This window comes from Acidithiobacillus ferriphilus (genome assembly GCF_028215975.1).
GTDB classification, from domain to species: Bacteria; Pseudomonadota; Gammaproteobacteria; order Acidithiobacillales; family Acidithiobacillaceae; genus Acidithiobacillus; species Acidithiobacillus ferriphilus.
Genome location: NZ_CP116458.1, coordinates 749,530 through 774,599, shown reverse-complemented (window position 1 = coordinate 774,599; position 25,070 = coordinate 749,530). Strand labels below are relative to the sequence as shown.

Here is a 25,070-nt window from a genome sequence, read left to right as displayed (position 1 = left end):
CCGTTAACGATCCATTGGGGCCAACGAAGGACTTGTGGAGGTTGTGCTACCGCTGATGCCACTCGTTCCAGACTGAAGAATGGAGTGGGCAATCACCGTGCCTCCCCGTACCCCGGCAATCGGCATAGCTACGGACGTTTCGTCGCGAGCACCACTTTCTACCTGCTCCACCGTGTGTGCAGGGATCGTCATATCGGTATCACGATCAAAAGACCGAATGATGATGAGCGCCACAATGAGTGCGACACACAACAACGCCAGCCACCAGATCCGCCAGATGAGGGCGAAACCCAGGCTCATGAAGAGCGTGCCGAGGAATAGCGGAACACCTGTATTCTTTGGCATATGAATACCCTCATAATCACCTGGATGCAGTTCCGTCAATCCGTTTTCCTTGCGCCATGCCCACTCATCCAATGCATTAACGTGTGGGATAAAGGCATAGTTATAAGCTGGAACGGGAGAATGCGTCATCCATTCCAAGCTCCGGCCAGTGCCCCAGGCATCGGCACCCACGCGATTTTTTACGCGGTCCCGAAGACTGACATACAGGTGGGCTACGAAGAACAGTACGGCAACCACGTAGAACACCATGCCAACCAGCATGATATGAAGATATGGTGACCATTGCGTATAGGGAATATAGTCCAGGCGGCGGGTCATACCAGCAAAGCCGAGAAAAAACATGGGAACAAATGACCAGCCGGTTCCAAGGATCATAAACCAGAAGAACCATTTACCCCATTTCTGTTCGAGTTTGAAGCCAAACACTTTGGGGAACCAATACTCAACGGCGCCAAAAATACTCGCCGCAATCACCAAGACCATCATATGAAAGTGCGCGACCACAAATAAACCGTTGTGCCACATGTAATCGTTGCTGGCGAACGCGTTCATCATACCCGTCATACCACCAACCAGCAGGAGGAATAGCGCAAGCAATGCCCATAACATGGGTAGCTCATAACGAACACGCCCACGATACATCGTGAAGACCCAGTTGAATACTTTGACACCAGTAGGGATACCCACCAACATGGTCGTTACACTATAAAAACTATTGACACTCGGTGCTGCAGCCATAGTAAAGAAGTGATGCAGCCAGACACCCCAGGACACCCCGCCGATGGCGAATGAGGCAATCACCATAGTCACGTATCCAAACAAGGTCTTTTCGGAGAACGTGGGAATTATTTCCGACATGATGCCGAAAGCTGGAAGAATCAGGAAATATACTTCGGGATGCCCCCAAACCCAAAACAGGTCATTATAAAGCATCAGGTTCCCACCCATGCCAGCGGTATAGAAATGGGTGCCCACGTAGCGATCCAATCCGAGCAAAGCCAACGCGACCATCAACACCGGAAAGGATGTGAGCGCGATGAGGTTGGTGCTGAGGGACGCCCACGTGAACATGGGCATACGCATCCAGGTCATGCCCGGAGCACGCATTTTTACGATGGTAGCAATCAGGTTGATACTGCCCAATGAAGTGCCGATGGCGCTCAATTGGAAGGTCCACATCCAGTAATCTACGCCCACCCCAGGGCTGTATGGCAGTTCAAAATAGGGCACAAACCCATACCATCCACCATGGGCAAAGTTGCCTACGAACAGGGACATCATGACCAACGCGGCGCCCGCCGTTGTTAACCATAACCCCAAGGCATTCAGGTATGGGTAAGCCATGTCTCTGGCGCCAATCTGTAGCGGCACGATGATGTTCATGAGCCCCACCAACAAGGGGGTAGCCGCGAACACCACCATGATTAATCCATGGGCCGTGAAAATCTGCCCCAGGTGGAATGGCGTAAGATATCCATGCACCGCGCCCATTTCACCCGGTGAACCGGGACCCACGGCCATTGCCTGTTGAGTGCGAATCATCAAGGCATCAGCGAAGCCTCGCAACAACATGACCAGCCCCAGTAAAATATACATGACACCGATTTTTTTGTGATCGACCGTTGTCAACCATTCTCGCCAGAGATATCCCCATTTACCAAAATACGTCGTTGCCGCCAGCACCATAGCAGCCAGGATGGCCACTACTATAAAAGTCACCACGAGAATCGGAACGTGAAAAGGTATCTGCTGAAGCGTGAGGCGACCCAGCAGAGGAGTCCACGGCCCTTGTAAATGTACTAGCATGTCAATAATCTCCTGCTTTTTGTTCGGCGCGCTGTTTTTGCATGTAATTGACCATGTTTTCGGTCATGGCCATGGGTGTCCGCCATACTTTGCCGTGCATGACTTCGCCAATCACATAATCAAACAAACCGGGTTGCACGTTACCGAAGGTTTGCTGATCACCACCCACGGCTATGTAAGGTTTTGCAAAGCGATTAAAACCCGCGTAGCTGAGATGCTGGGGCGATTGCTGAGTACTTTTCACCCATTGCGCAAATTGGGCCGCGCTTACCGCCTTCGTTTGGAAGTGCATCCATGACAGTCCTGCACCGCTGTAATCGGCAGAAAAACCTATGTAGGTACCTGCCTTGTCCGCCACCAATGCCTGCTTGGTACGCATACCTGGCATGACATCGATCATGCCAACCAACTGGGGGATAAGGAAATCATTCACGACGGAAGTGGACGTCAGGCGGAATTTGACAGGGGTCCCTACCGGAACCACTAACTGGTTTACCGAGGCAATATGTTGTTGTGGATAAATGAACAACCAGCGCCAATCTGTCGCGATCACGTCAACTTCCACGGGATCTCCGCCATCCGCCTTCTGCGCTTTGGCAATAACACCTGGGTTGTAAGGGTTGACATCATAGATGGCCTTTACTGACAGGTAGGACAAGACACCGACCGTCACTAAAGGAATACCCCATACAATGGCCTCTATGGCATTTGAGTGGCTCCACGTTGGATCATAACTTCCTTTACCACCTTTTCTATATCTCCACATAGCCCATATGGTTAGTAACGTTGTGGGGACAATAATCAACAACATAATTACGACATCAAGAATGAAGTAGTGATAGAAGGTATGCGATATCAAACCTTCCGGCTTCAACAGATATAGGCCGTTATTAGAACAGCCCCCCAACGTGAGCAATGCTGGTGGTAGCACCATTTGTGCCCCCCTTCTGTAGCGTTTATTCTTTATAAACACTTGAACCTCCAATAACATACTGTGCAATATATCCGGGCCTTCGCCACCGGCCTCCCTACGCTCCCACCATCTCGCTGCTACTACTGTTATTTGTTTTATCTGACTGACCTGTATGATCAAACTGAGCCTGTGCACTGTACTCGTGGACTGCCGGAGCAGTGACACCAGATTGCTTACTAAAAGCCAAACGGAATTCCGCAACACAAGCTACGCGGCGCTTGCGGGATTCACGACCAGGAAAAATCAAGTACTCATCGGGAAATCTGAGCAACTTCTCACGGATGCTGCGCCATTGCTGGGCAATATTGCCTCCTGGCCCACAGGTGCCAAGCCTTGTCGCAAGGAGTGTTTCACCGGTAAACAGGCGATCGGCCCACCAATAGGTAATCGCACAGGGCATTTGCCCTGGCGTATGAATAACTCGGATTGTCTCCTCACCGAAATGTACAATGTCGTTATCCCGCAAACGCACATCGACACCTTTGTATTCCGTCGATTCGTGCGCAGCCACTCGCGGACCGAAGGACCTAAGCTGGTTCAACGCATCCTCGAGAGTGGGGTCGGGAAAGTGAGTTAGCAGAACATATTGCAACGCAATTTTTCGCTCTGCCAAAAATGACAGTGCCTGTGTGATGAGGTCTGCCGTGGGGTCAATAATCACTCCCTGCCTGGTGATGGGATCCCCCAGAACATACGAAAGCAATTTCTTCTTAGCGGCACACTGCCTAAATAACATAGATAATCACACCTGCTTGTGTTGTCAACACGCAAGCTGTGCAATGATCGATCCATAATTAAATTAATATATTATAATTATATTATATATTAATTTTTATTAAATAACAATTTGATTAAATTAATATATTTATAATTCTGATTAGCCGATAAATGACATTCTCAAAGTTGAGCACTGCCACTTGTGGCAGTGCCTCGAATCAGCGCCCGCCATTTATGGCAGGCGCATAAATATTTAATGGGAACTCATTTTCTGTGGACACAACAGCCTCCCACTCTAGGATTTGGGTGTCGTTGCTCCGGGAATCCCGACAGACGCCTTCCATTGCTGCATCTTGCCGATCAGTGGCGATTCCGCGCATTGCCGTGAAGTCAGGGCGCCGCAAGCGCTGGCCCATTCGCCAGTCACTCCAAAAAATTTCGCGGCAGATTGCATCTGTTGAGCCTGAGCGCCCGTTGTCTGAGTGCTCAGAGCTTGATAGTACGCCGCTCGCTTCCGCGCCCAGTTGGAGACACCTTGCCAACATGCCGTCTGTAGCGCAGATGACGTCGCCGCACAGCGGGCGCTATCCTGGCGCGCTTTGGTCATATCCGTCTGCCATTCATCAGAAAAGGAGGCCTTGGCGCCGCCCGGCGTCTGCGCCACAGAGGGCACGGCTGGGACAGTAGATGTGGAGGGAATGGACGGCATAGCGGCGAGAGGCGTCGATGGTGCGACAGTAGACGAGTAAGTAACCGACGGTGAGACCACTGAAGGTGCCACTTGCGGCAAGACAACGGGCGTTCTGCGTCCCAACGGCGATCGGGCGGCAGGAGCGGATGGCTGTGGGGCAACGGCAAGTGTCTGGTGGCTACTCGCGGCACCTTGCGGCTGTGGCACCATGCCATTGGTCGTAGTCGTTGCACACGCTGTCAACACCAACACACCACCCGCAGTAAGCACAGACCATCGCATCCAACGCATAAAACACTCCTTCCTCAAATCATAAAACAACGTTCCAACCTATCATTTAGAACATGGCCACTCAAAAGCTTATCTCTACCAATGTCCTTAAAACGCCCACATGAGATGACCGTTACACCGTGCAGCCTAGCAATAGTGCGTTGACCACTTCCTTTCAGGTCCTTAGAATAGACGATATCTACGTGGGAGGGGACCCCCTCCCTTTTTTTGCATCCTCTTTAATGTTGGCGAGGTGGGGCGTGCAGGCGGTCCTGGCATTGGCAGACGGCAGCATCTATCGCGGTAAAGGCTTTGGTGCCATTGGATTGGCAGTGGGAGAGCTTTGCTTTAACACCGCCATGAGTGGTTACCAGGAAATCCTTTCTGATCCCTCATATCGGGGGCAGATCGTTACGCTCACTTATCCGCATATTGGCAATACGGGCGTCAATCCGGAGGACATGGAAGGTGCCCGGATACATTGCTCTGCCCTGGTCGTACGCAACCTGCCGCGCACCCCCAGTAGTTGGCGCAGCACTCAAACTCTGCATGCTTTCTTGCAAACACACCAGACCCCCGGCATTGCCGAGATCGACACCCGCGCCCTGACCCGCAGGTTGCGGGATGGCGGCGCTCAGAATGCTGCCGTCCTCGTCGGAGAAGCGGTCAACGATGACGACGCCCTTGCTGCGGCGCGTACCTTCCCCGGCCTCCTTGGTCGGGATCTGGTACAGGATGTGAGTTGCCGGGAGACAGGCACCTGGAATCTCGCCAGCGGCGCTCCCGATCAGGGCTATCACGCACAACCCGTCACCCGGTCACAGCGCCATGTGGTGGTTTACGACTTTGGCACTAAACGGCATATCCTGCGACTGCTGGCCGATCGTGCCTGCCGGGTAACCGTCGTGCCAGCCCGCACTGCGGCTGCCGAGGTCATTGACCTGCTCCCGGATGGTGTACTCTTCTCCAACGGCCCCGGCGATCCTGCAGCCCTCGACTATGCCAAAGAGGCCATGCGTCAGATCATCGCCACAGGCATTCCCACCTTCGGGCTCTGCCTGGGACATCAGTTACTGGGACTGGCCCTGGGTGCCAGAACCAACAAGATGAAATTTGGGCACCATGGGGCTAACCATCCAGTCAAGGATCTGCGTAGCGGCCGGGTACTGATCACCAGCCAGAACCATGGTTTTGCGGTGGATGGGGATACCTTGCCTGATTGCCTGATTGCGACACACATCTCTCTGTTTGACGGTAGTTTACAGGGTATGGCACATCGGGACCTACCCGTCTTTTCTTTTCAGGGGCATCCAGAGGCCGGACCCGGCCCCCATGACGCCAGTGTGATTTTTGACGACTTCGTTCACGCCATGAACCAGCACGGGGGCCGTCAGCATGCCTAAGTATCAGGATATCAAAAGCGTCCTCCTCATTGGCGCTGGCCCCATCATCATCGGGCAGGCCTGCGAATTCGATTATTCCGGTGTCCAGGCCTGCAAGGCGCTGCGGGAAGAAGGTTGCCGCGTCATTCTGGTCAACTCCAATCCCGCCACCATCATGACCGATGCACAGACGGCGGATGCCACCTACATCGAACCCATCGAGTGGCAAACCGTGGCGCGCATCATCGCCATGGAACGCCCCGACGCCATCCTCCCCACCATGGGCGGTCAAACGGCGCTCAACTGCGCCCTGGATCTGCACCGGGAGGGGATACTGAAGCAGTATGGCGTCCGTCTCATCGGCGCCTCGGTCGAGGCCATCCGGGAAGCAGAAGATCGTGGCCTGTTCAAAAAAGCCATGGAAGAGATCGGCCTGGAGGTGGCTTGTTCGGCTTTCGGTCATGACATGGAAGGCGCACGGCAGATCGCCGAAGATATCGGTTACCCGGTCATCATCCGGCCCTCCTTCACCTTGGGTGGCACCGGCGGCGGCATTGCCTATAACCGCGAGGAGTTTGAGGAAATAGCTGCCCGTGGTCTGGAGACCAGCCCTACCCACGAAATTCTCATCGAAGAATCCATTATCGGCTGGAAAGAATTTGAGATGGAGGTGGTGCGCGACCGGGCGGATAACTGCATCATTGTCTGCTCGATCGAGAATCTCGATCCCATGGGTATTCATACCGGGGACTCCATCACCGTAGCCCCCGCCCAGACCCTCACTGATCGTGAATATCAGCGCATGCGCGACGCCGCTATCGCTGTACTGCGCCGTATCGGCGTAGATACTGGCGGTTCTAATGTACAGTTTGCTGTCAACCCCGAAGACGGGCGGCTGATCGTCATTGAGATGAATCCACGGGTGTCGCGGTCATCGGCGCTGGCCTCCAAGGCCACCGGATTTCCCATTGCCAAAATTGCCGCCAAACTCGCGCTGGGTTATACCCTAGACGAGCTGCGCAATGACATCACCCAGGCGACGCCGGCGAGCTTCGAACCGACCATCGATTATGTGGTCACCAAAATCCCCCGCTTCGCCTTCGAGAAATTTCCGGAGGCTGACGCCCATCTGACTACTCAGATGAAGTCGGTAGGTGAGGTGATGGCCATTGGCCGCAGCTTCCAGGAATCGCTGCAAAAGGCGCTGCGCGGTCTGGAGACAGGCGTGGATGGTCTTGATGAGAAACTCATCGGGAATGATCCAGACACCCAGCAAAAGCTGGAGCAAGAGTTAAGGGTCCCCGGCGCCGATCGCCTCTGGTATCTGGCGGATGCCATACGGCGTGGGTGGGATCAGGAAAGCCTGCAACGTATCACCCACATTGACCCCTGGTTCCTGGAACAGATTTTCGAGATCGTCCAAACGGAAGAGAATTTGCGCGGCCTCCCTCTGGCGAGTCTCGATAACGCTCGGCTCCGCGCCCTCAAAGGCATGGGCTTCTCGGACCGTCGCCTCGCCCGCCTGCTGGGCTGCCGCGAGCAACTCCTGCGGGAGCATCGCCAGAAGCTGGGTATCCGCCCCGTCTACAAGCGGGTGGACACCTGCGCCGCCGAATTCCGTTCACCCACACCCTACCTCTATTCCACCTATGAGATGGAATGTGAGGCAGAGCCCGGTAACAAGCCCAAGATCATGATTCTGGGAGGTGGCCCCAATCGAATTGGGCAGGGTATCGAGTTTGACTATTGTTGCGTGCATGCGGCCATGGCCCTGCATGAAGACGGCTTTGAGACCATCATGGTCAACTGCAATCCGGAGACTGTGTCCACCGACTATGACACCTCCGACCGCCTGTATTTCGAGTCGCTCACTCTGGAAGATGTCCTCGAAATCGTCGCTGTCGAAAAGCCCCAGGGCGTGATCGTCCAGTTTGGTGGTCAAACGCCACTGAAGCTCGCCAATGATCTGGAAGCCGCCGGTGTACCTATCGTCGGCACCACCCCGGATTCCATCGATCTGGCTGAAGATCGCGAACGCTTCCAGCAACTTTTGCAGCGTCTTAACCTGCGGCAGCCGGAAAACGCCATTGCGCGGAGCGCCCCGGAGGCCCTGAGCAAAGCCCGCGCATTGGGCTATCCGCTGGTAGTGCGTCCTTCTTATGTACTGGGTGGTCGCGCGATGCGTATCGTCTACGACGAAGATGACCTCGAACGTTATATGATAGAGGCTGTGCGTATCTCCAATGATCAGCCCATTCTCCTGGATCGTTTCCTTAATGACGCCCTGGAGGTGGACGTTGATGCCGTCGCCGATAGTCAGCAACAAGTGGTCGTGGCGGGGATCATGGAGCACATTGAACAGGCAGGTGTGCACAGCGGCGACTCCGCCTGTTGCCTACCACCCTACTCCCTGTCCCCAGCCATTCAGGACGAACTCCGGCGACAGACCGTGGAACTGGCCCTGGCGCTCGGTGTGGTGGGCCTGATGAACTGTCAGTTTGCCGTTCAGGAAGAGCGCATCTATGTGCTGGAGGTGAACCCGCGCGCCTCACGGACGGTGCCTTTCGTCTCCAAGGCCACCGGCTGGCCTCTGGCCAAAATTGCCTCCCGCTGCATGACCGGGAAGTCGCTAGCGGCACAGGGTATTCCTCAGATTCTCAATCCGCCCCATTTCAGCGTTAAGGAAGCCGTCTTCCCCTTCATCAAATTCCCCGGCGTGGATGTACTGCTGGGGCCCGAAATGAAGTCTACCGGCGAGGTGATGGGCATCGGTGCCAGTTTCGGCGAGGCTTTTCTCAAGGCACAGATCGGTGCCGGTGAACACTTCCCGCGCTCCGGCACAGTTTTTCTCAGCGTCCGCGACGCAGACAAGAAAGGCCTTATCCCTGCGGCACGGACATTGTCCGAACTCGGCTTTAAGCTGATCGCCACCAAGGGCACCGCCGCTTTTCTGCATGGGGAAGATCTGGATGTCACCGCGGTCAACAAGGTGACTGAAGGCCGTCCCCACATCGTCGATGCGATCAAAAACGGTAAGGTGCAGATCATCATCAACACCGTAGATGAACGGCAATCGGTGCGCGACTCTTTTAGCATCCGTCGTGCAGCGCTGCAAATGGGATTGACCTACTATACCACCCTGGCGGGCGCCATCGCCGGCGCTGCTGCCATTCACGCTCTGATGACGGAGGAACGCAGTGTCCTCCGGTTGCAGGATCTGAACCAGACAAACACCAGCACGAGGTAGATATGAGCGACAAAATCCCCATGACCGTTATTGGTGCCCAGCGTCTGCGCGATGAGTTACATCGCCTCAAATCCGTGGAGCGGCCCACCGTTATTGAAGCAATCGCCGAGGCGCGCGCCAAGGGTGATCTCTCGGAAAATGCCGAATATGACGCCGCCAAAGAACAACAAGCGTTTATCGAGGGACGTATTCGTGAGGTGGAAGACCATCTGGCCCGCGCCCAAGTCATTGATCCCAAGGCATTGCATACAGGAGGAAAAATTGTTTTTGCAGCCACCGTGGATCTAGAGGATGCGGAAGGCAACGAGGTGACCTACCAGATCGTGGGTGATGCCGAGGCCGACCTCAAGGAAAATAAGATATCCATTAGCTCCCCCATTGCGCGTGCGCTTATCGGCAAGCACCAAGGCGACCCGGTTGAAGTGCGCGCTCCCGGTGGAACGCGGGAGTACACCATTCTCGCCGTACGCTACGTGTAATATGTGTAGAAGGAAAAAGATTGACACAACATATCTACTTACTTTTCCTGGCCGTGCTGCAAGGTGTTACGGAACTATTTCCCATCTCCAGTCTAGGTCACGTTATCCTGGTACCGGCACTTCTCCATTGGCCCATCAACCGGGATGCTGAGTGGTTTCTGCCCTTTGTGGTCGTGCTCCACCTCGCCACAGCCACGGCATTGCTCTTGTTCTTCTGGCGCGACTGGGCGGCGCTGCTGGGTGGTTTCATTCGCGCACGTGGACATTCCAGCAATCCCCAGTCACGGCTGTTATGGATCCTCTTCATCGCCTCCATACCTGCCGGCTTACTAGGTCTTGCCCTCGCCCATAAAATCAAAGATCTGTTCGGTGGTTTCACCTTTGCTGCGGTTGCGCTGATGATTAACGGCATCATGCTCATCTGGGGAGATCGCTTGCGCGCGCGGCAACCCAGCCATTCACTGGACAATCTGAGTTGGATACGGGCTATCGGCATAGGATTCGCCCAGTCCCTCGCGTTGATTCCCGGATTTTCACGTTCGGGTGCGACGTTGGTGGCTGGTATTGGTGTAGGATTGGACTATGAAAATTCCGCAAAATTTTCCTTCCTCCTCGCCACCCCCATTATTGCGGCAGCAGGGCTGCTGGAGGTACCCAAACTCCTCCACGCCCAGCTACCTTCCGGACTGATGGACACCATATTCCTTGCCGGTCTGTTATCAGGAACCTGCGCCTGGGCCTCAGTCTGGTTCCTGATGCATTATTTCCACCGGCATGAAGTCAAAGCGTTGCGGCCCTTTGGTATCTATTGCATCGCCTTTGGCGCGCTAGCACTCATTGCGGCCTGGGCCAGTCCGTAGATGCCGATGGCCAGGCCCAGCAGGAGTGGTGTGCTGTGGCGGAGCTGCTCATTATCCAGCGCCAGTACGGGCATCAGCATAAAAAGACCGAGCATGCGCGCCACGTAGATGAAACTCAAACCACTCACGGCCCGCTTTTCGAGCGGGCTCATGGGCGCGCCTTTGGCGCGGCCTTTGCCGCGAGGGCGGGTCTCAGAAGAAGCCATAACCCATCACCAGTTTACCCAGAATCAGGGCCGTAAAGAGCAGGAAGAGGTAGGAGATGGAGTAGGCGAACATCCGCCGGGCGTAGCGGTCCATCTCCTGGCCTTCCGGCAGGGCTTTGAGGTGCAGGGCCATCCTTACAAACCAGGCACCAGAGAGCGCGGCAATAGCGCCATACACCCAGTCACCGGTAAGATAGGCGGGAACCAGACTGACGATCCAGGTGAGGACGGCATAGTTCAGGACCTCCTTGCGGGTGCGATCCACGCCGTGGGTTACCGGGAGCATGGGGATGCAGGCCTTGGCATAGTCTTGCCGACAGCAAATGGCCAGTGGCCAGAAGTGCGCGGGGGTCCAGACGAAAACCAGCAGGACGAGAACCAGGGGCAGCGCGGCGAGACTGCCGGTGATGGCGCTCCAGCCAATCAGCGGCGGTAAGGCACCGGCGAGACCACCCCAAACGATGTTCCAGGGGGTGCTGGGCTTGAGGTAGAGGGTATAGACGACGCCGTAGCCGACGGTGCCCACCAGGGTCAGCACCAGGGTCAGAGGGTTGCTGCCCCAGGCGAGGATGGCGATGGCGGCACCCATCAGGACGGCGGCATACAGGATGGCGCCAGTGCGGCTGACGCGCCCTTCGGCCAGCGGCCGGTGGAGGGTGCGGTGCATGTGCTGGTCGAGGGCGGGTTCGACGATCTGGTTGAGGACGCCCCCTGCCCCGCCGGCCAGCGCGATGCCAACCAGACCAGCGAGCGCTGACTCCCAGTGGATAAGGACGTTGGGGGCGAGAATCTCGCCCACCGCGGCAGTGAAGACCAGCAGAGAAACCACCCGCGCTTTGGCCAGAACCCAGAGATCGCTGAGGAGCGACGGCCGCAACCGCTGCCCGGAAAGATCGTCGAGATTGTTCGTGTTTAATCCTTCTTTTAACATGATACCGAAGCCTCTGGGTTTCGCTCTGTCAGTGTGTCATGCCAGGCATGATCATCGTGTGCAGGTATAGTTGCGAGAACATCCACCAGGTCAAACCAATAGTAATCAAAAAGAGCGGTATGAACAGCACCAAAGCTACGGTATTCCAGATATTATGTTCGGAAATATCGATATGCAGCAGAAAGTAAATCTGCGCGATAATCGCCATACCCGCGCAAGCCGAGATAACCATCAACAACCCAAATGGTGGCACGGCATGCGATGTCACCAAAAAAGTAGCGACAAGCATCAGAATGCTGGAAATCGCGAATCCTGAGAAATATCCCTGGGACGTGGACATCTGCACTTCTGGATGCAGCGTCGGATCATCCTGATCGTGACTCATGACATATACCCCCACAAATAAACGAATACATACACAAATACCCAAATAATGGCCTGCAAATGCCAAAACATACGCAGCGTCAACAGCCGGCCCACCACCTCGGTAGTAAAGCCCTTGGTCAACACCTGCGCCATCATGACCAAAATCCAGATCAACCCGAAGAAAACATGGGTGGCATGCACCTGGGTCAGGACGATAAACGCAGACACCCCGCCACTGGTCGCTACGGTGATGCCCAATGACGCCAAATGCGTCATGTCATGGATATCCAGTGCCAGAAACAATACACCCAACACAAGAGCCGCGAGCAACCCGTTAATTACCCCGCTTTTGTTTTTGTGCTTGAGTGCGTTCATACCAAGGCCATAAGCCAATACACTGAGAAACAACGCCATAGTCTGGGCAAAGGTATACCATGGCTTTACAAAGTCGGCCGGGGTAGGGCCACCAAAATAACTGTGCTGGTAACTCAGTACGCCATAAGCGGCAAAAAGTGTCGCAAACAGCATGCCGTCGCTCAGCAGATACATGAAATAACCAAAGGTGCGAGTGGAGATCACGTCATGCTGATAGTGACTTTTATCCCATAACTCTGCCGTTTTTGGATCCACATTACTGGCATGAGAACTCATAAGAACCTCCTCAATCTGTTGCTCTTTAACCGGTAACCAATGCCCCGGCCACCACCCATCAGAATAATCATCCACCGCGCTGATCCGGCCCCACACTGATGAGCCGGGTTGCGAAGCCAGTAGCGGCGGATCAGAACATCCTAGGCCCTTGCCCCACCCACAAGACGCTATTTGCTAATCTGTGCTTCACGGCGCAGGGCTTCTTTTTCCATCTTTTCCACTTCCGCCGCCGTAATGATGTAACCCGGATCGCCCTTGAAGGAGCGATAGATCACAAGCGCGACAACTGCTAGCAAAGAAAGGGCACAAAGCCACCAGATACGCCATACCAGAGCGAAACCCAGTACAAAAGTCAGGCCACCGAGGATAATGGCCACACCGGTATTATTCGGCATATGGATATCCTCATAGTGATCAGGTTGGACATGATCGATGCCGTTATCACGCCGCCAAGCCACTTCATCACGCGCACTGATATGCGGCAATACGGCAAAGTTATAAAACGGCACAGGGGAATGGGTAAGCCACTCCAGCGAGCGGGAGGTACCCCAGGCATCAGCACCAACCTGATTTTTTACATGATCGCGAATGCTGACATAAAGCAGCGCAACAAATGCGAGGACGGACAGCATATAAACCGCAATACCGAATTCCATCACCAGAAGATAAGGGTGCCAGACGGTGTTGAACACGTAATCCAAACGCCGGGTCATACCCATAAAACCGAGCATGTACATAGGCACGAACACCAGTACCGTACCGGCGGAGAAAAGCCAGAACATAGTCTTTGCCCAAAACTCATCCAGCTTGAAACCGAAGACCTTCGGAAACCAGTAGATTACCGAAGCAAAAATGGCATACACAATCACCAGCAGCATGGTGTGGAAGTGCGCGACCACAAAAACGCTGTTGTGGACCATATAATTGATGGCCGGAACAGCCAGCATCATGCCGGTCAGCCCGCCTATCAGCAACAGAAAAAGTGCGCCGATAGCCCACAGCATGGCGGCGTTAAAGGTCAGGCGACCGCGATACATGGTAAATGCCCAGTTAAACACCTTCACACCGGTAGGGATACCGACCAGCATGGTGGCCACACTGAAAGCGCTGTTGACGTAAGGACCCGCGCCCATGGTAAAGAAGTGGTGCAACCAGACCAGCCAGGAAACGCCGGCAATAGCCATACTGGCCAGCACCATGGTGATATAACCAAACAGTGGCTTCTCCGAGAAGATCGGGAAGATTTCCGACATCATGCCGAAAGCCGGAAGAATCACGAAATAGACTTCCGGATGACCCCAGATCCAGAACAGGTTGGTGTAGAGCATCAGATTACCGCCCAGACCTGCCGTAAAAAAATGGGCACCCAGATAACGATCTGCAGCAATCAATGCAAGTGCCACCTGCAATGCAGGGAAGGAAGTCAGCGCAATCACGTTCGCAGAGAGTGTGGCCCAGACAAAGATTGGCAATCGACCCCAGGTCATGCCCGGTGCACGCATCTTGATGATGGTCGCCAGAATGTTGATGCCGCCCAGAGTGGTACCCAGCGCCACCAGTTCCATGGTCCATATCCAGTAATCCACGCCCACGCCTGGACTATATTGCAACTCAAAAATCGGCGCATATCCAAACCAGCCGTTGTGCGCGAAATCGCCAACGAACAGAGAAATCATGATCAATGCCCCCGCCGCGGCGGTAAGCCACAGCCCCAAAGCGTTCAGGTAGGGATAGGCCATATCGCGAGCACCGATTTGAATCGGCACAATGATGTTCATGAAACCGACCAGCAACGGCGTGGCCGCCAGCAGAATCATGATCACCCCATGAGCACTGTAGATCTGACCGAAATGGAATGGGGTCAAGTAGCCGTGCGTTGCGCCGAACACCCCCGAGGAATGCGCGCCTACGGCCCAGGCCTGCTGCGTCCGGATCATCAGGCCATCAATGAAACCACGGAACAGCATCACTAAACCGATGAGGATGTACATCACACCCAGCTTTTTATGATCCACAGTGGTCAGCCATTCCTTCCACAGGTAGGTCCATTTCCCATAGTAAGTGATCAGACCCAGCACCAGAATGGCCCCGATGACCACCGCGACAAACAGTGGGGCCAGGATGGGGTTGTCATAAGGAATCTGAGACCAGGCAAGGCGCCCCAACATGGGGTTCCAGCCTCCGGCTAAATCTACGAGCATCACTCAATCCTCCTGTTGCTAGTCGCGATGTTGGGCGTTTTGCTTCTGCATATACGCCACCATGTTTTCCGTCATCATTGGCGGGATAGGCCAGGTTTTTCCATTCATGACCTCGTCGATGACATGATCAAACAAACCATCCTGCACCGACGAAAAATACGCCACCTTGTGATGCACATTGATATATGGGTCAGCGTAATTATTGAAGCTGGTGTAGGTCATGGATGTCGGGGATTGCCGCACCCTTTGCACCCATTGACCAAAGTCGGCTGAACTCAATATTTTGGTCTTGAAAGTCATCCACGAGGTACCTGCGCCGGCATAATCCGAAGCGATCCCTTGATATTCCCCGATATTGCTGCTTTCCAGGGCATTTTTCGTACGCATGCCGGGCATGACGTCAATCATGCCTACCAGTTGCGGGATAAAGAACGTTGTGGTCACGGCGGTCGAGGTCAAACGGAAAAATACCGGGGTATGCGCAGGCAGCACCAGTTCATTGGCTACGGCCATATGATACTGCGGATAGACAAAGAGCCACTGCCAGTCGGTAGCAATGACATCCACCTCGACCGGATCACTTGCAGGCTTCCGATGTTTGGCAATAATTGTCGGATTATACGGATTTATTTCGAAGGTCCCGACTACGGCAAAATATGACAAAACGCCGACGGCCATGATGGGAATACCCCAGACAACCACTTCAATAGTATTGGAGTGGGACCAGACAGGATCATATTTTCCCCGGTTTTTACCCTTCTGATAGCGCCACATGAACCAGACAACCAACAGGGCAGTCAGCCCAACGATAGTACCCATGATTCCGACATCCACCAGCAGATAAAACAGACTGGTATCGGCCATCAATCCTTTTGGATCGAATATCCAATAGGGGCTACCAGCGCAGCCGTCGAGCAGCAGAATCGGCGCGAGGGCGGCATAGCGCCACCCGTTTTTCAGGTTATTCCTCCACTTCACTTGCATTTATATTTCTCCCTGGCGGACTACAGACCATCCGCGATATGACAGGATAGCGGTCACTATCCGATTACTTTCCCCGATATCGATTAGCAGACGATTCAACAAGTTACCGAAATTCCTGGAAACCAATCCACTAGACGAACGGGCGCCGTCGAAGAACACATAGATGGTGAAAAACCAAACGAGAAAGAACATCTTGGCAAGGGCGATAGGCGAGGCGAGAAGAAACAGCAGACTCGCGATGCCTCGGACAGTAGGCGGTGGCCAAAAGAACCAGAATAATGGATTATCAGCAGATACTGACGCCGATGCTTGCAGTTTCATAATCACATTCCTTGCGTGCGCACAAAGGTACTACACCAGGGTAAATAGTATAAACTTATACTTTTTTATTCTTATTGACTGCTTGGTTGTAAAACTATTCCAGCAGGCAGCGCAAAGCAATAGAAATTTGCCACAAATATTTTTGGGGTTAAGCAAGTGCTAATTATCAACGCACACAGGCAACATTTCATATTAAAATATAATTATATCTCAATAAATTATTGATATTGAATGCAAATAAAATCAGCTAGATACAAATCATGATTGACATGCCGCAAACACCATAAACAAAATATTTTAGAATCTAAATATTTTATTTATAGATGGTTATAACCTAATAAAAATATCTTCTAGCGTTATTTTTGTCAAAAACCAGCCATACACTCCGCCGAAGGGATCGCAATACACAGACACACAAATTACTGATCCACTCCTGGTCTGCCACCCAAAAGTCATTTGCGCAAGGTCATTACGGAGTAGCACATAGATAAAACTGCCCATACCGAACCCACCCTTTCCTTGCCTGCTGACCATGTTAGACTTGCGGCATGAATACCCAACCTTTCGTCCTGATTCTGCTCAGTTCAGCGCAGCGTCTTCGCCTCAACGATGGCACAGAAGTAACTACCGGCTTCTGGGCGGAAGAACTGGTAACACCCTGGCAGATACTGCGCAAAGCAGGGTGGCGACCCCAGCTAGCCACCCCAGACGGTGTACCGCCGCCAGTCGATGCCGAGAGTCTGGACCCGGCCACGCTCGGTGGAGACTACAGCAAGGCCGCCTGTTTATGTGACGCCGTCAGGCAAATAACGGACTTGCACACACCCATTGAGTTAGATGTGCTGACGGGCAAAGATCTGGACACATTAATCGGCGTTTTCATTCCCGGAGGCAACGGGCCGCTCATGGACCTCTGTCAGGCAGCCAGCGTGGACCGGTTACTGCGCCACTGCGTGGCGGCGGCAAAGCCCATCGCCACCCTTTGTCACGGCACGGCGGCACTCCTGGCCACCTGTGGCGGCGCAAAGCGTTCGCCATTCTGCGGACAACAGGTGACCTGCTTCAGTGCTGCGGAGGAATCGGCGACATCGCTGGCCGGACGCTGGCCTTATACGCTGGAAAATCGCCTGCGGCAGGAAGGCTTTCGGGTGAGCACCGGCGCTCCGTGGCAAAGCCATATCGCCACCGACCACCTTATCCTCAGCGGCCAGAATCCGGCCTCTGCGGCGGCACTCACCCATGCTTTTATACAACGTCTCCCCTCCACACCAACACCCAAAGGAAAACACTATGAATGCTGATGCACTCAAAAAAATGGCGGCCGAGGCAGCCTTACGCTACATCCAGCCCGGCATGGTCGTCGGGGTAGGTACCGGCTCCACCACCAACTTCTTCATCGAGGCGCTGGGTGCCGCCAATATCCATGTGGACGGCTATGTGGCTTCCAGCGTCGCCACCGAAAACCGCCTCAAGGCGCAAGGCCTCAACGTGCTCGACCTCAATGGTACCGGCGATATCCCGGTCTACGTCGATGGTGCTGATGAGGTCGATCCGCACTTCCGCCTCATCAAGGGTGGCGGCGGCGCCCTTACCCGTGAAAAGGTTGTCGCCAGTGCTGCCCGCCTCTTCGTCTGCATCGCGGATGTCAGCAAGGACAAACCGATGCTCGGCAAATTCCCCCTGCCCGTGGAAGTGATTCCTTTCGCCCGCAGCTTTGTCGCCCGGCAACTGGTGAAACTCGGTGGCAGCCCCACCCTGCGCAATGGCGTCACGACGGACAATGGCAATGTCATCCTCGACGTCACCGGACTCGATCTCTCTGACCCGTTGCGGATGGAAGAAAGCATCAATGCGATTCCGGGCGTGCTGGACAACGGCATATTTGCCCATCGGCGTGCGGATGTGATGCTGTTTGGCAGTGCTGACGGAGTCATCGAACGCAAGGCGTAAGTGGTAACAAGCGACCGGGGGCAATATGGAAGGCGAAATAGACCACCGCGGCACCCGCCGTGACTTCATTCACGGCGAGTTGCATCGCCGGGATCTGAATACCGATCCCTTCCGCCAGTTCGCTGACTGGCTGGCGGCAGCAACAGAAGCGGGCAACTTTGATGCAACGGCCATGGCGTTAGCGACAGCGGACGCAGAGGGGCACCCTGACGTCCGCTTCGTCCTTCTCAAACATTTTGACGAACGTGGTCTGTGCTGGTACACCGATCAACGCAGTCAGAAGGGGCAGGAACTGGCGGTGAATCCGCAGGCAGCCGCAGTATTTTACTGGCCGGAGAATGATCGACAGGTGCGTGTAAACGGGCCGGTCGAGAGGCTCAGCGATGCCGAGGCAGAGGCCTATTTTCAGCAACGCCCCGGCAGCAGCCGTTTTGCCGCTGCCGCCTCCGAGCAGAGCCGACCCATCGCCAATCGCGCTGCACTGGAACAGCGGGTAATCGATTTACAGGCCCGTTACCCGACTGGCGACGTCCCTCGCAATCCCGCCTGGGGCGGCTATCGCCTGTTACCAGAACGCTTTGAGTTCTGGCAGGGGCGGCGCAGCCGACTGCATGATCGCTTTCTTTACCAGCGCTCGGAAGATACCGGTGGAGTCTGGATGATTCAGCGGCTGATGCCCTGAGAAGCAGCGCTAAAACTCCTCCAGTCGCGCCTCGTAATCCACCACGATCATCCGATAGATATTTCCCCCCAGTTGCACGTGGGCAGACTGCGGGGCACCGATACTGATCGTGTTACCCCCCGCCACACTCAATCCCGAAGGTCCGAAGTGCTCCTGCTCAATAAGGTCGTTGAGCAGGGCTTCCAATTCCTCACGGGGTGCCGAGACGGTGTTGTCAATCACCCTACAAAGTTTGCCTCGTTTAGTTTTGGCCGCAAGGATGACCGCATCTGAACGCAGGGGCGGCAGTCCACCCTCCTCTTCCTGCTGTTCCTGAATCATATCTGCCCGCTCCTGGGAGATTCATCGCGAAACAGCCACGGGGCACTTTGCCGCCGCTGTGTTTCGTAAGCACGGATGGCATCCTCCTGCTGCAAGGTCAGTTGGATGTCATCCAGACCATGCATCAGTTTATGCTTGTGGCCAGCATCCATGGGGAAGGGATACCGGCTGTCACCCATGGTCTGCACTTCCTGTGCCGGTAGGTCTATGCGCAGATGGTAGCCGGGGTTCGCCGCCACTTCATGGAAGAGATGATCCACCACATCCATGGGCAGGCGCACCAGCAGGATGCCATTCTGCACGCAATTATTGGCGAAAATATCGGCGAAACTCGGGGCAATCACTGCCCGAAAGCCATAATCCGCCAGGGCCCAGGGCGCATGTTCACGACTGGAACCACAGCCGAAGTTTTCCCGAGTCAACAGGATCTGTGCACCCGCATAAGCGGGCTGATTGAGCACGAAATCCGGGTTATTTACCTGCTTTCCATCCTGCTCCAGATAACGCCAGGCGTCAAAGAGGTGCTTACCCAGCCCCTTGCGCTCGATGGTCTTGAGGAATTGCTTGGGGATAATTGCATCAGTGTCCACGTTGGGACGATCCAGCGGCGCAACCACCGCTTCCACTACGGTAAAGGCTTCCATTATCTCTCCATCCGATGCTGTACGACATACTCCACGGCTGCACATTCTGCTGACCAGCCGCGGATTGCCGCAAAAATACCGATCTCCACCATGCCCAGACTGCACAAGCCCAAGGCGAGGCGCAGTAACCAGTGCCGCGCGCGTTTTTTAGTGCACGACCCAGTCACGTACATCCACAAAATGGCCGGCAATGGCAGCCGCTGCGGCCATGGCAGGGCTCACCAGGTGGGTCCGTCCGCCAGCACCCTGACGCCCTTCAAAATTGCGATTACTGGTGCTCGCGCAACGCTCCCCCGGTTCCAGGCGGTCGGCATTCATGGCCAGACACATGGAGCAGCCCGGCTCCCGCCATTCAAAACCGGCATCCCGGAAGATGCGGTCCAGGCCTTCGGCCTCCGCCTGCGCCTTGACCAGACCGGAACCCGGCACTACCAGCACCGCCTTGACCGACGCGGCCTTGTGATGGCCTCTGGCAACCGCCGCCGCCGCCCGCAAGTCTTCAATGCGGGCATTGGTGCAGGAGCCGATGAATACCTTGTCCAGCGCTATCGAAGAGATGGGTGTTGCGGCCGCCAGATCCATGTAAGCCAGCGCATCACTCCAGCCCTTGCGCCGCACCGGATCTTTTTCCAGTGCAGGGTCAGGGACATGCGCGGAAATATCCACCACCATCTCCGGGCTGGTGCCCCAGGTGACCTGAGGTGCCACATCCGTAGCCTCCAGACGAATCTCCGCGTCGAACTGCGCATCAGGGTCGCTGTGGAGTTCGCCCCAGGCCGCAACCGCCTGATCCCAGACCTTGCCGATCGGGGCATAGGGACGGCCACGCAGATAATCGATGGTGACGGCATCTACGCCCACCATGCCCGAGCGCGCACCCGCCTCAATGGCCATATTGCACAGGGTCATGCGACCTTCAACCGACAGTGCCTGCACCGCAGGTCCGGCAAACTCGATGGCGTAGCCGGTGCCACCCGCCGTACCGATTCGTCCGATGATGGCCAGCACCAGATCTTTCGCGGTCACCCCATTGCCCAATTCACCTTCCACCCAGATGCGCATGGATTTGGATTTGCGCGCCCACAGGCACTGGGTCGCCAGCACATGCTCCACTTCGGTGGTGCCGATCCCAAAGGCCAGCGCCCCCAACGCCCCATGGGTCGCCGTGTGGGAGTCCCCACAGACCACCGTCATGCCCGGCAGGGTCAGGCCCTGTTCCGGTGCAATGACGTGAACAATGCCCTGCCGCTTATCGTGCATACCAAATTCTTCGATGCCAAACTCCGCACAGTTCTGGTCGAGGGTATCCACCTGCAGGCGCGAGGTGACGTCGGCAATCCCTGCGGCGCGATCAGTGGTCGGCACGTTGTGGTCGGCCGTCGCGATATTGGCATCAATGCGCCACGCCTTGCGGCCCGCCGCCCGCAACCCGGAAAAGGCCTGCGGGCTGGTCACTTCGTGCAACAACTGACGGTCGATATAGAGCAATACCCCACCGTCCTGCTCCGTATGGACCACGTGGCTTTCCCATAATTTATCGTAGAGTGTTTTTACAGACACCACTTGTCTCCTCAGAAAGTTGTCGTTTCCGGTCCGCCGACGGACCGCGTCAGGCAGGCGGGGGTACGGCCTCTATCCAGGCCGCATCTATGGCACAATCGTTGTTCGGCTGAATGGCGAAATAGTCCCGCACCTCGGTGGCGGTAGCCGCGCAAAGACTGCGGATCGCGGCGACCCGCAACTCCGGGGTCCGCATACGCCCTATCCAGTTCTCAAAGCACAAAGGCAATTTCCAGGTCTGCCGGTCGCTGACAACGAAACCCGCCCGGACCAGCATGGCTTCCCACTCCGAGTACCGATAATCGCGCACATGGGAGGCATCCCGCAAGACTTCGATGCTTTGCAGCAGGGTATCCAGCAGCGGTGTTTCCGGTGCGATCACATCGATCACCACCAGCCTGCCCTCCGGTTGGAGCACCCGCCGTACTTCCCGCAGGGCACGCGGCACATCCGCCCAGTGGTGCGCCGAGAAGCGGGTCACCACCAGATCGAAGCGGGCATCGGCGAAAGGCAAAGTTTCCGCCACGCCTTGCTGCGTCCGCACATTCGCCAGCTTGCGCCGCTGCGCCTCGGCCGCCACCACCACCAACATCTCTGCCGAGAGATCATAAGCCGTTACCTCCATGACCTCACCCGCCAGCGCAAAGCTCGCGTGTCCCGCACCACAGCCGAGGTCCAGCACCCGCCAATCCCGCTGACCATCGGCCAACGCCCGTAACCGCTCCAGATCAGCCCCCTGCGCATGCGTAGGGCTCCGCAGGTAATCCATTGCGGCGACACCAAACTGCGCATCTACCAATTTTTGCTGGTCCATGATCAATCCTTACGCTGTCGTTTTTAACGGCGTGAATGCATCGTACAGGCCTTGTTAAACTGGTACAATGTGATAATTTATACTGGTATATTTTCTACCATAAGAACTTGTGTTGCATCCAGGAGAAAAGCATGGAAACCAGACTGCCGGTCAAGAAGTGGGGGAATGCTCTGAGGATCAGAAAGTGACGCTTCGGGTAGAAGCAGGCTGGGTCAGCGTCAGGCCGGTTCCGGCAGACCACCTGAAGCGCAGCGACCGCCTGGATCGCTTTGCTCCGCTGATCGTCTATCCATGACCGGCAACGCGCCCCTTCTCGGCGACTTCATCCGCCGTCACCGCGGAAAAATCACCCCGCAGCAGGCGGGCCTCAGCATACAGGGACGACGACGCACCCAGGGGCTGCGCCGTGAAGAACTGGCCCTCCTCTGTGGAATCAGCAGCACCTGGGTTACCTGGATAGAGCAAGGCCGCCCCGTACAGCCCTCCACTGCCGTACTGGACCGCCTGAGTCAAACGCTGCAACTCTCCGAAGCTGAACGCGCCTACCTGTTCGACCTGGCCGGTCGTGCCGATCCCACTGCCGACAAAACCCATACCCAGCCCCCGCATGCCGTACTGCGGATTGTGCAAGCCCTGGACACACCTGCCTATGTACTGGATCGCTATTGGAATGCGATCGCCTGGAACACGGCTGCGGCGGCGCATTTTGTCGGCTGGATGGACCAACTCCCGACACCGGGCAACCCTCCCCCCAATCTACTGGAATTCCTCCTGCTGAATCCCACAGCGCGCAGTTTTGTCGTCGACTGGGAAGGCCGTACCCGGCGGATCATCGCGGAATTTCGTGCGGATGTGGGCAAGCACCTGGACGATCCGCAAATGGCCCGCCAAATCGAGCATCTTCAGAAAAACAGTCCGATTTTTGCTCAGCTCTGGGCTGCACAGGATGTCGTCGAACGGGAGGGTGGCAGGCGGGTTTTTCAGCATCCACAGTACGGGCAGGTGGTCTATGAGCAGAGCACGTTATTGCCGGCGACCAGCACCGATCTCAAGCTGGTCATCCTGCTGCCGGAATAGGAAGCAACGATTTCTGGCTTGCTGGCTTTGTCACGACACGCCCTCGGCGCCCCATAATGCCAATTCTTGTTCCTTGCCAAACTTGTGGGCATAATTCCCGCATATTCAAAAATTGGTTTCCAGATGATTCATTCGCACCCAATTACAAAGGAATTAGGAGGATTGCATGCGGTTTCGATCATTGGTGGGAATGGGCATTCTGTCCTCGTGGGCAATAGTGGCAGTTGCGCATGCGGCTCCCCGTTTCACGCTGGGCAATGTGCCATCGTACTACCAGGGGAATTTCGGGACGGGCAGCCATGTCAACATTTTTTACGATGCCACCTATTTCCAGTTTCGCAATCGGGACCTGCGCCTCAAGTTGATGGTTCCCTACCTCTCCGTTTCCGGGTTACCCCAGGGGACGCGGCTCACGGGTGGGGGTGTTGTCCACCGCCCTGGCACGACACAAACCCGTAGTAACGTGAGCGGCCTGGGTGATATCTGGTTATCCGCACACTACACGGTTTACCAGAGAACCGGCCTTTTGCCCGCCGTGGTGCCCTATGCCAAGGTCAAGCTTGGTACGGCCTCCGCCGCCAAAGGATTGGGCACCGGGCGCAATGATTACGAGGTCGGCGTGGGTCTGGACGAGACCATTGGCACCCGCATCTTTCCATTCGCCCATCTGGGCTATCGTTTCGTGGGCAATCCCGTTGGCGGCAATCTGCACAATATCTGGACCTATGATATGGGTTCCAGCTTTGTTGCCACGTCACGCAACATCCTTACAGCGATGTTTTCAGGTTCCGAATCCGAGCAACCGGGTTATGCTGGTCCGGCGGACATCGTTTTTGCCTGGAACTACAATGTCACGCGCGCCGGTAGTGGCATTCAGCTCTATGCAGACAAAGGATTGTCTAACGGCAGCGCGAATTACGGTGTTGGCCTGGGTGCTCAGGTCGTCTTTTAATTGATTCCTGGATCCGTGCAGCTTCTTGAATAAATACTATCTTCGCCGGCCCACGGACCGTCGGCGAGACTGAGGCGACCGTTCTGCCAATGGATGGTAGTGAGGGAGCCGTTCGCGATTTGCACTTGGCGGAATTTGGCAAGCGGTTCGCCCCGGATTTCAAGGACGGCGGTCCTGATCACTCCTGCATGGGTAACGGCCAGGATCGGTCCAGGTCCTGCGGCAGTGTCCTGGAGGAAAGAGCGTACGCGACGCTGAAGATCGGAAAGGGACTCTCCACCTGGAGGCACCACCTCGTCGGGGGCCTTTTTCCAGCGGCGCAACAACTCGGGCCACCGCGTCTTGACCTCCACTTGCTGCAAGCCCTCCCAATCGCCGTAACCCATCTCCACCAGCCGCTCATCCGTGGTGACGGGCAGACCCAGGCGCTCTGCGACGATACTTGCGGTGGCATAGGCCCGCTTTAGTGGGCTGGCCACAATGGCGACAAGATTCAGGCGCGCGAGGTGTTCCGCAACCCTTCGCGCCTGCGCCTCACCGTTGGGCGTGACTTCCGGGTCGCAGCGGCCCTGATAACGCCCGCTGCGATTCCATTCGGTCTCACCGTGCCGCAACAAAAACAGGATGGTCTCCATGGCCG

General features: G+C 55.7%; 25 protein-coding genes. 9 read left to right on the top strand and 16 right to left on the bottom strand.

What is annotated here, in order from left to right; all coding sequences use genetic code 11:
* Positions 1 to 3 precede the first annotated feature (3 nt).
* From PJU76_RS03785 to PJU76_RS03770, 4 genes are all read right to left on the bottom strand, one after another.
* Positions 4 to 2,151, bottom strand: coding sequence for a cbb3-type cytochrome c oxidase subunit I (locus tag PJU76_RS03785; RefSeq protein WP_271780544.1), 2,148 nt, complete (start codon positions 2,149 to 2,151; stop codon positions 4 to 6).
* Between the two features lies 1 nt (position 2,152).
* Positions 2,153 to 3,085 carry a ubiquinol oxidase subunit II gene (locus PJU76_RS03780; protein WP_408629767.1) on the bottom strand — a complete coding sequence of 311 codons (933 nt, stop codon included), beginning with the start codon at positions 3,083 to 3,085 and terminating at the stop codon, positions 2,153 to 2,155.
* Positions 3,086 to 3,179: 94 nt separating this feature from the next.
* Positions 3,180 to 3,860, bottom strand: coding sequence for an MBL fold metallo-hydrolase (locus tag PJU76_RS03775; protein ID WP_215849488.1), 681 nt, complete (start codon positions 3,858 to 3,860; stop codon positions 3,180 to 3,182).
* A gap of 276 nt (positions 3,861 to 4,136) precedes the next feature.
* Positions 4,137 to 4,823 carry a hypothetical protein gene (locus tag PJU76_RS03770; RefSeq protein ID WP_271780542.1) on the bottom strand — a complete coding sequence of 229 codons (687 nt, stop codon included), beginning with the start codon at positions 4,821 to 4,823 and terminating at the stop codon, positions 4,137 to 4,139.
* A gap of 239 nt (positions 4,824 to 5,062) precedes the next feature.
* On the opposite strand from PJU76_RS03770, the gene carA reads away from it, so the two are divergent.
* The 4 genes from carA to PJU76_RS03750 are packed head-to-tail and all read left to right on the top strand — an operon-like array spanning position 5,063 to position 10,770.
* Complete coding sequence (gene carA / locus PJU76_RS03765) at positions 5,063 to 6,205, top strand: glutamine-hydrolyzing carbamoyl-phosphate synthase small subunit (RefSeq protein WP_271780541.1); 1,143 nt, start codon at positions 5,063 to 5,065, stop codon at positions 6,203 to 6,205.
* Entirely contained in the window at positions 6,198 to 9,431 is a 3,234-nt protein-coding gene (gene carB / locus PJU76_RS03760) for a carbamoyl-phosphate synthase large subunit (protein ID WP_271780540.1), read from the top strand. The genes carA and carB overlap by 8 nt, the downstream gene beginning before the upstream one ends.
* A 2-nt stretch (positions 9,432 to 9,433) precedes the next feature.
* Complete coding sequence (gene greA / locus PJU76_RS03755) at positions 9,434 to 9,910, top strand: transcription elongation factor GreA (RefSeq protein ID WP_271780539.1); 477 nt, start codon at positions 9,434 to 9,436, stop codon at positions 9,908 to 9,910.
* A 20-nt stretch (positions 9,911 to 9,930) separates the two neighbouring features.
* Positions 9,931 to 10,770 carry an undecaprenyl-diphosphate phosphatase gene (locus PJU76_RS03750; protein WP_271780538.1) on the top strand — a complete coding sequence of 280 codons (840 nt, stop codon included), beginning with the start codon at positions 9,931 to 9,933 and terminating at the stop codon, positions 10,768 to 10,770.
* On the opposite strand, the gene PJU76_RS03745 is transcribed toward PJU76_RS03750, so the two are convergent.
* The 7 genes from PJU76_RS03745 to PJU76_RS03715 all read right to left on the bottom strand — a co-directional run bounded on the left by PJU76_RS03745 (position 10,716) and on the right by PJU76_RS03715 (position 16,430).
* On the bottom strand, positions 10,716 to 10,976 hold the full coding sequence (locus PJU76_RS03745) for a hypothetical protein (RefSeq protein ID WP_271780537.1): 261 nt from the start codon (positions 10,974 to 10,976) through the stop codon (positions 10,716 to 10,718). The two genes, PJU76_RS03750 and PJU76_RS03745, sit on opposite strands and share 55 nt — an antisense overlap.
* Positions 10,963 to 11,907 carry a heme o synthase gene (locus PJU76_RS03740; protein ID WP_271780536.1) on the bottom strand — a complete coding sequence of 315 codons (945 nt, stop codon included), beginning with the start codon at positions 11,905 to 11,907 and terminating at the stop codon, positions 10,963 to 10,965. The genes PJU76_RS03745 and PJU76_RS03740 overlap by 14 nt, the downstream gene beginning before the upstream one ends.
* A 28-nt stretch (positions 11,908 to 11,935) precedes the next feature.
* Complete coding sequence (locus PJU76_RS03735; RefSeq protein WP_215849975.1) at positions 11,936 to 12,292, bottom strand: cytochrome o ubiquinol oxidase subunit IV; 357 nt, start codon at positions 12,290 to 12,292, stop codon at positions 11,936 to 11,938.
* Entirely contained in the window at positions 12,289 to 12,924 is a 636-nt protein-coding gene (locus PJU76_RS03730) for a cytochrome c oxidase subunit 3 (protein WP_215860059.1), read from the bottom strand. Before PJU76_RS03730 ends, PJU76_RS03735 begins: the two co-directional genes overlap by 4 nt.
* A gap of 167 nt (positions 12,925 to 13,091) precedes the next feature.
* Positions 13,092 to 15,125 carry a cbb3-type cytochrome c oxidase subunit I gene (locus PJU76_RS03725; RefSeq protein WP_271780535.1) on the bottom strand — a complete coding sequence of 678 codons (2,034 nt, stop codon included), beginning with the start codon at positions 15,123 to 15,125 and terminating at the stop codon, positions 13,092 to 13,094.
* 18 nt (positions 15,126 to 15,143) lie between these two features.
* The gene (locus tag PJU76_RS03720; RefSeq protein ID WP_271780534.1) at positions 15,144 to 16,109 is read right to left on the bottom strand and encodes a COX aromatic rich motif-containing protein; all 966 of its coding nucleotides are present in this window, start codon (positions 16,107 to 16,109) and stop codon (positions 15,144 to 15,146) included.
* Entirely contained in the window at positions 16,110 to 16,430 is a 321-nt protein-coding gene (locus PJU76_RS03715) for a hypothetical protein (RefSeq protein WP_271780533.1), read from the bottom strand.
* Between the two features lie 548 nt (positions 16,431 to 16,978).
* Here PJU76_RS03715 and PJU76_RS03710 point away from each other — a divergent pair.
* The 3 genes from PJU76_RS03710 to pdxH are packed head-to-tail and all read left to right on the top strand — an operon-like array spanning position 16,979 to position 19,062.
* Complete coding sequence (locus PJU76_RS03710; RefSeq protein ID WP_271780532.1) at positions 16,979 to 17,731, top strand: type 1 glutamine amidotransferase domain-containing protein; 753 nt, start codon at positions 16,979 to 16,981, stop codon at positions 17,729 to 17,731.
* Positions 17,721 to 18,380 carry a ribose-5-phosphate isomerase RpiA gene (rpiA, locus tag PJU76_RS03705; protein ID WP_215849979.1) on the top strand — a complete coding sequence of 220 codons (660 nt, stop codon included), beginning with the start codon at positions 17,721 to 17,723 and terminating at the stop codon, positions 18,378 to 18,380. Before PJU76_RS03710 ends, rpiA begins: the two co-directional genes overlap by 11 nt.
* Before the next feature lie 25 nt (positions 18,381 to 18,405).
* Complete coding sequence (gene pdxH, locus PJU76_RS03700) at positions 18,406 to 19,062, top strand: pyridoxamine 5'-phosphate oxidase (RefSeq protein WP_271780531.1); 657 nt, start codon at positions 18,406 to 18,408, stop codon at positions 19,060 to 19,062.
* Positions 19,063 to 19,071: 9 nt separating this feature from the next.
* On the opposite strand, the gene PJU76_RS03695 is transcribed toward pdxH, so the two are convergent.
* The 4 genes from PJU76_RS03695 to PJU76_RS03680 form a co-directional block, all read right to left on the bottom strand.
* On the bottom strand, positions 19,072 to 19,383 hold the full coding sequence (locus tag PJU76_RS03695) for a hypothetical protein (RefSeq protein ID WP_064218510.1): 312 nt from the start codon (positions 19,381 to 19,383) through the stop codon (positions 19,072 to 19,074).
* The gene (gene leuD, locus PJU76_RS03690; protein WP_271780530.1) at positions 19,380 to 20,027 is read right to left on the bottom strand and encodes a 3-isopropylmalate dehydratase small subunit; all 648 of its coding nucleotides are present in this window, start codon (positions 20,025 to 20,027) and stop codon (positions 19,380 to 19,382) included. Before leuD ends, PJU76_RS03695 begins: the two co-directional genes overlap by 4 nt.
* A 147-nt stretch (positions 20,028 to 20,174) precedes the next feature.
* Positions 20,175 to 21,587, bottom strand: a complete 1,413-nt coding sequence (leuC, locus tag PJU76_RS03685) for a 3-isopropylmalate dehydratase large subunit (RefSeq protein ID WP_271780529.1) — start codon at positions 21,585 to 21,587, stop codon at positions 20,175 to 20,177.
* A 49-nt stretch (positions 21,588 to 21,636) separates the two neighbouring features.
* Entirely contained in the window at positions 21,637 to 22,401 is a 765-nt protein-coding gene (locus PJU76_RS03680; RefSeq protein ID WP_271780528.1) for a class I SAM-dependent methyltransferase, read from the bottom strand.
* Between the two features lie 291 nt (positions 22,402 to 22,692).
* On the opposite strand from PJU76_RS03680, the gene PJU76_RS03675 reads away from it, so the two are divergent.
* Positions 22,693 to 23,478, top strand: coding sequence for a helix-turn-helix transcriptional regulator (locus tag PJU76_RS03675; protein ID WP_271780527.1), 786 nt, complete (start codon positions 22,693 to 22,695; stop codon positions 23,476 to 23,478).
* Positions 23,479 to 23,644: 166 nt separating this feature from the next.
* Positions 23,645 to 24,430 carry a hypothetical protein gene (locus PJU76_RS03670; protein WP_271780526.1) on the top strand — a complete coding sequence of 262 codons (786 nt, stop codon included), beginning with the start codon at positions 23,645 to 23,647 and terminating at the stop codon, positions 24,428 to 24,430.
* On the opposite strand, the gene PJU76_RS03665 is transcribed toward PJU76_RS03670, so the two are convergent.
* On the bottom strand, positions 24,427 to 25,065 hold the full coding sequence (locus PJU76_RS03665) for a histidine phosphatase family protein (protein WP_271780525.1): 639 nt from the start codon (positions 25,063 to 25,065) through the stop codon (positions 24,427 to 24,429). The genes PJU76_RS03670 and PJU76_RS03665 overlap by 4 nt on opposite strands.
* Positions 25,066 to 25,070 lie beyond the last annotated feature (5 nt).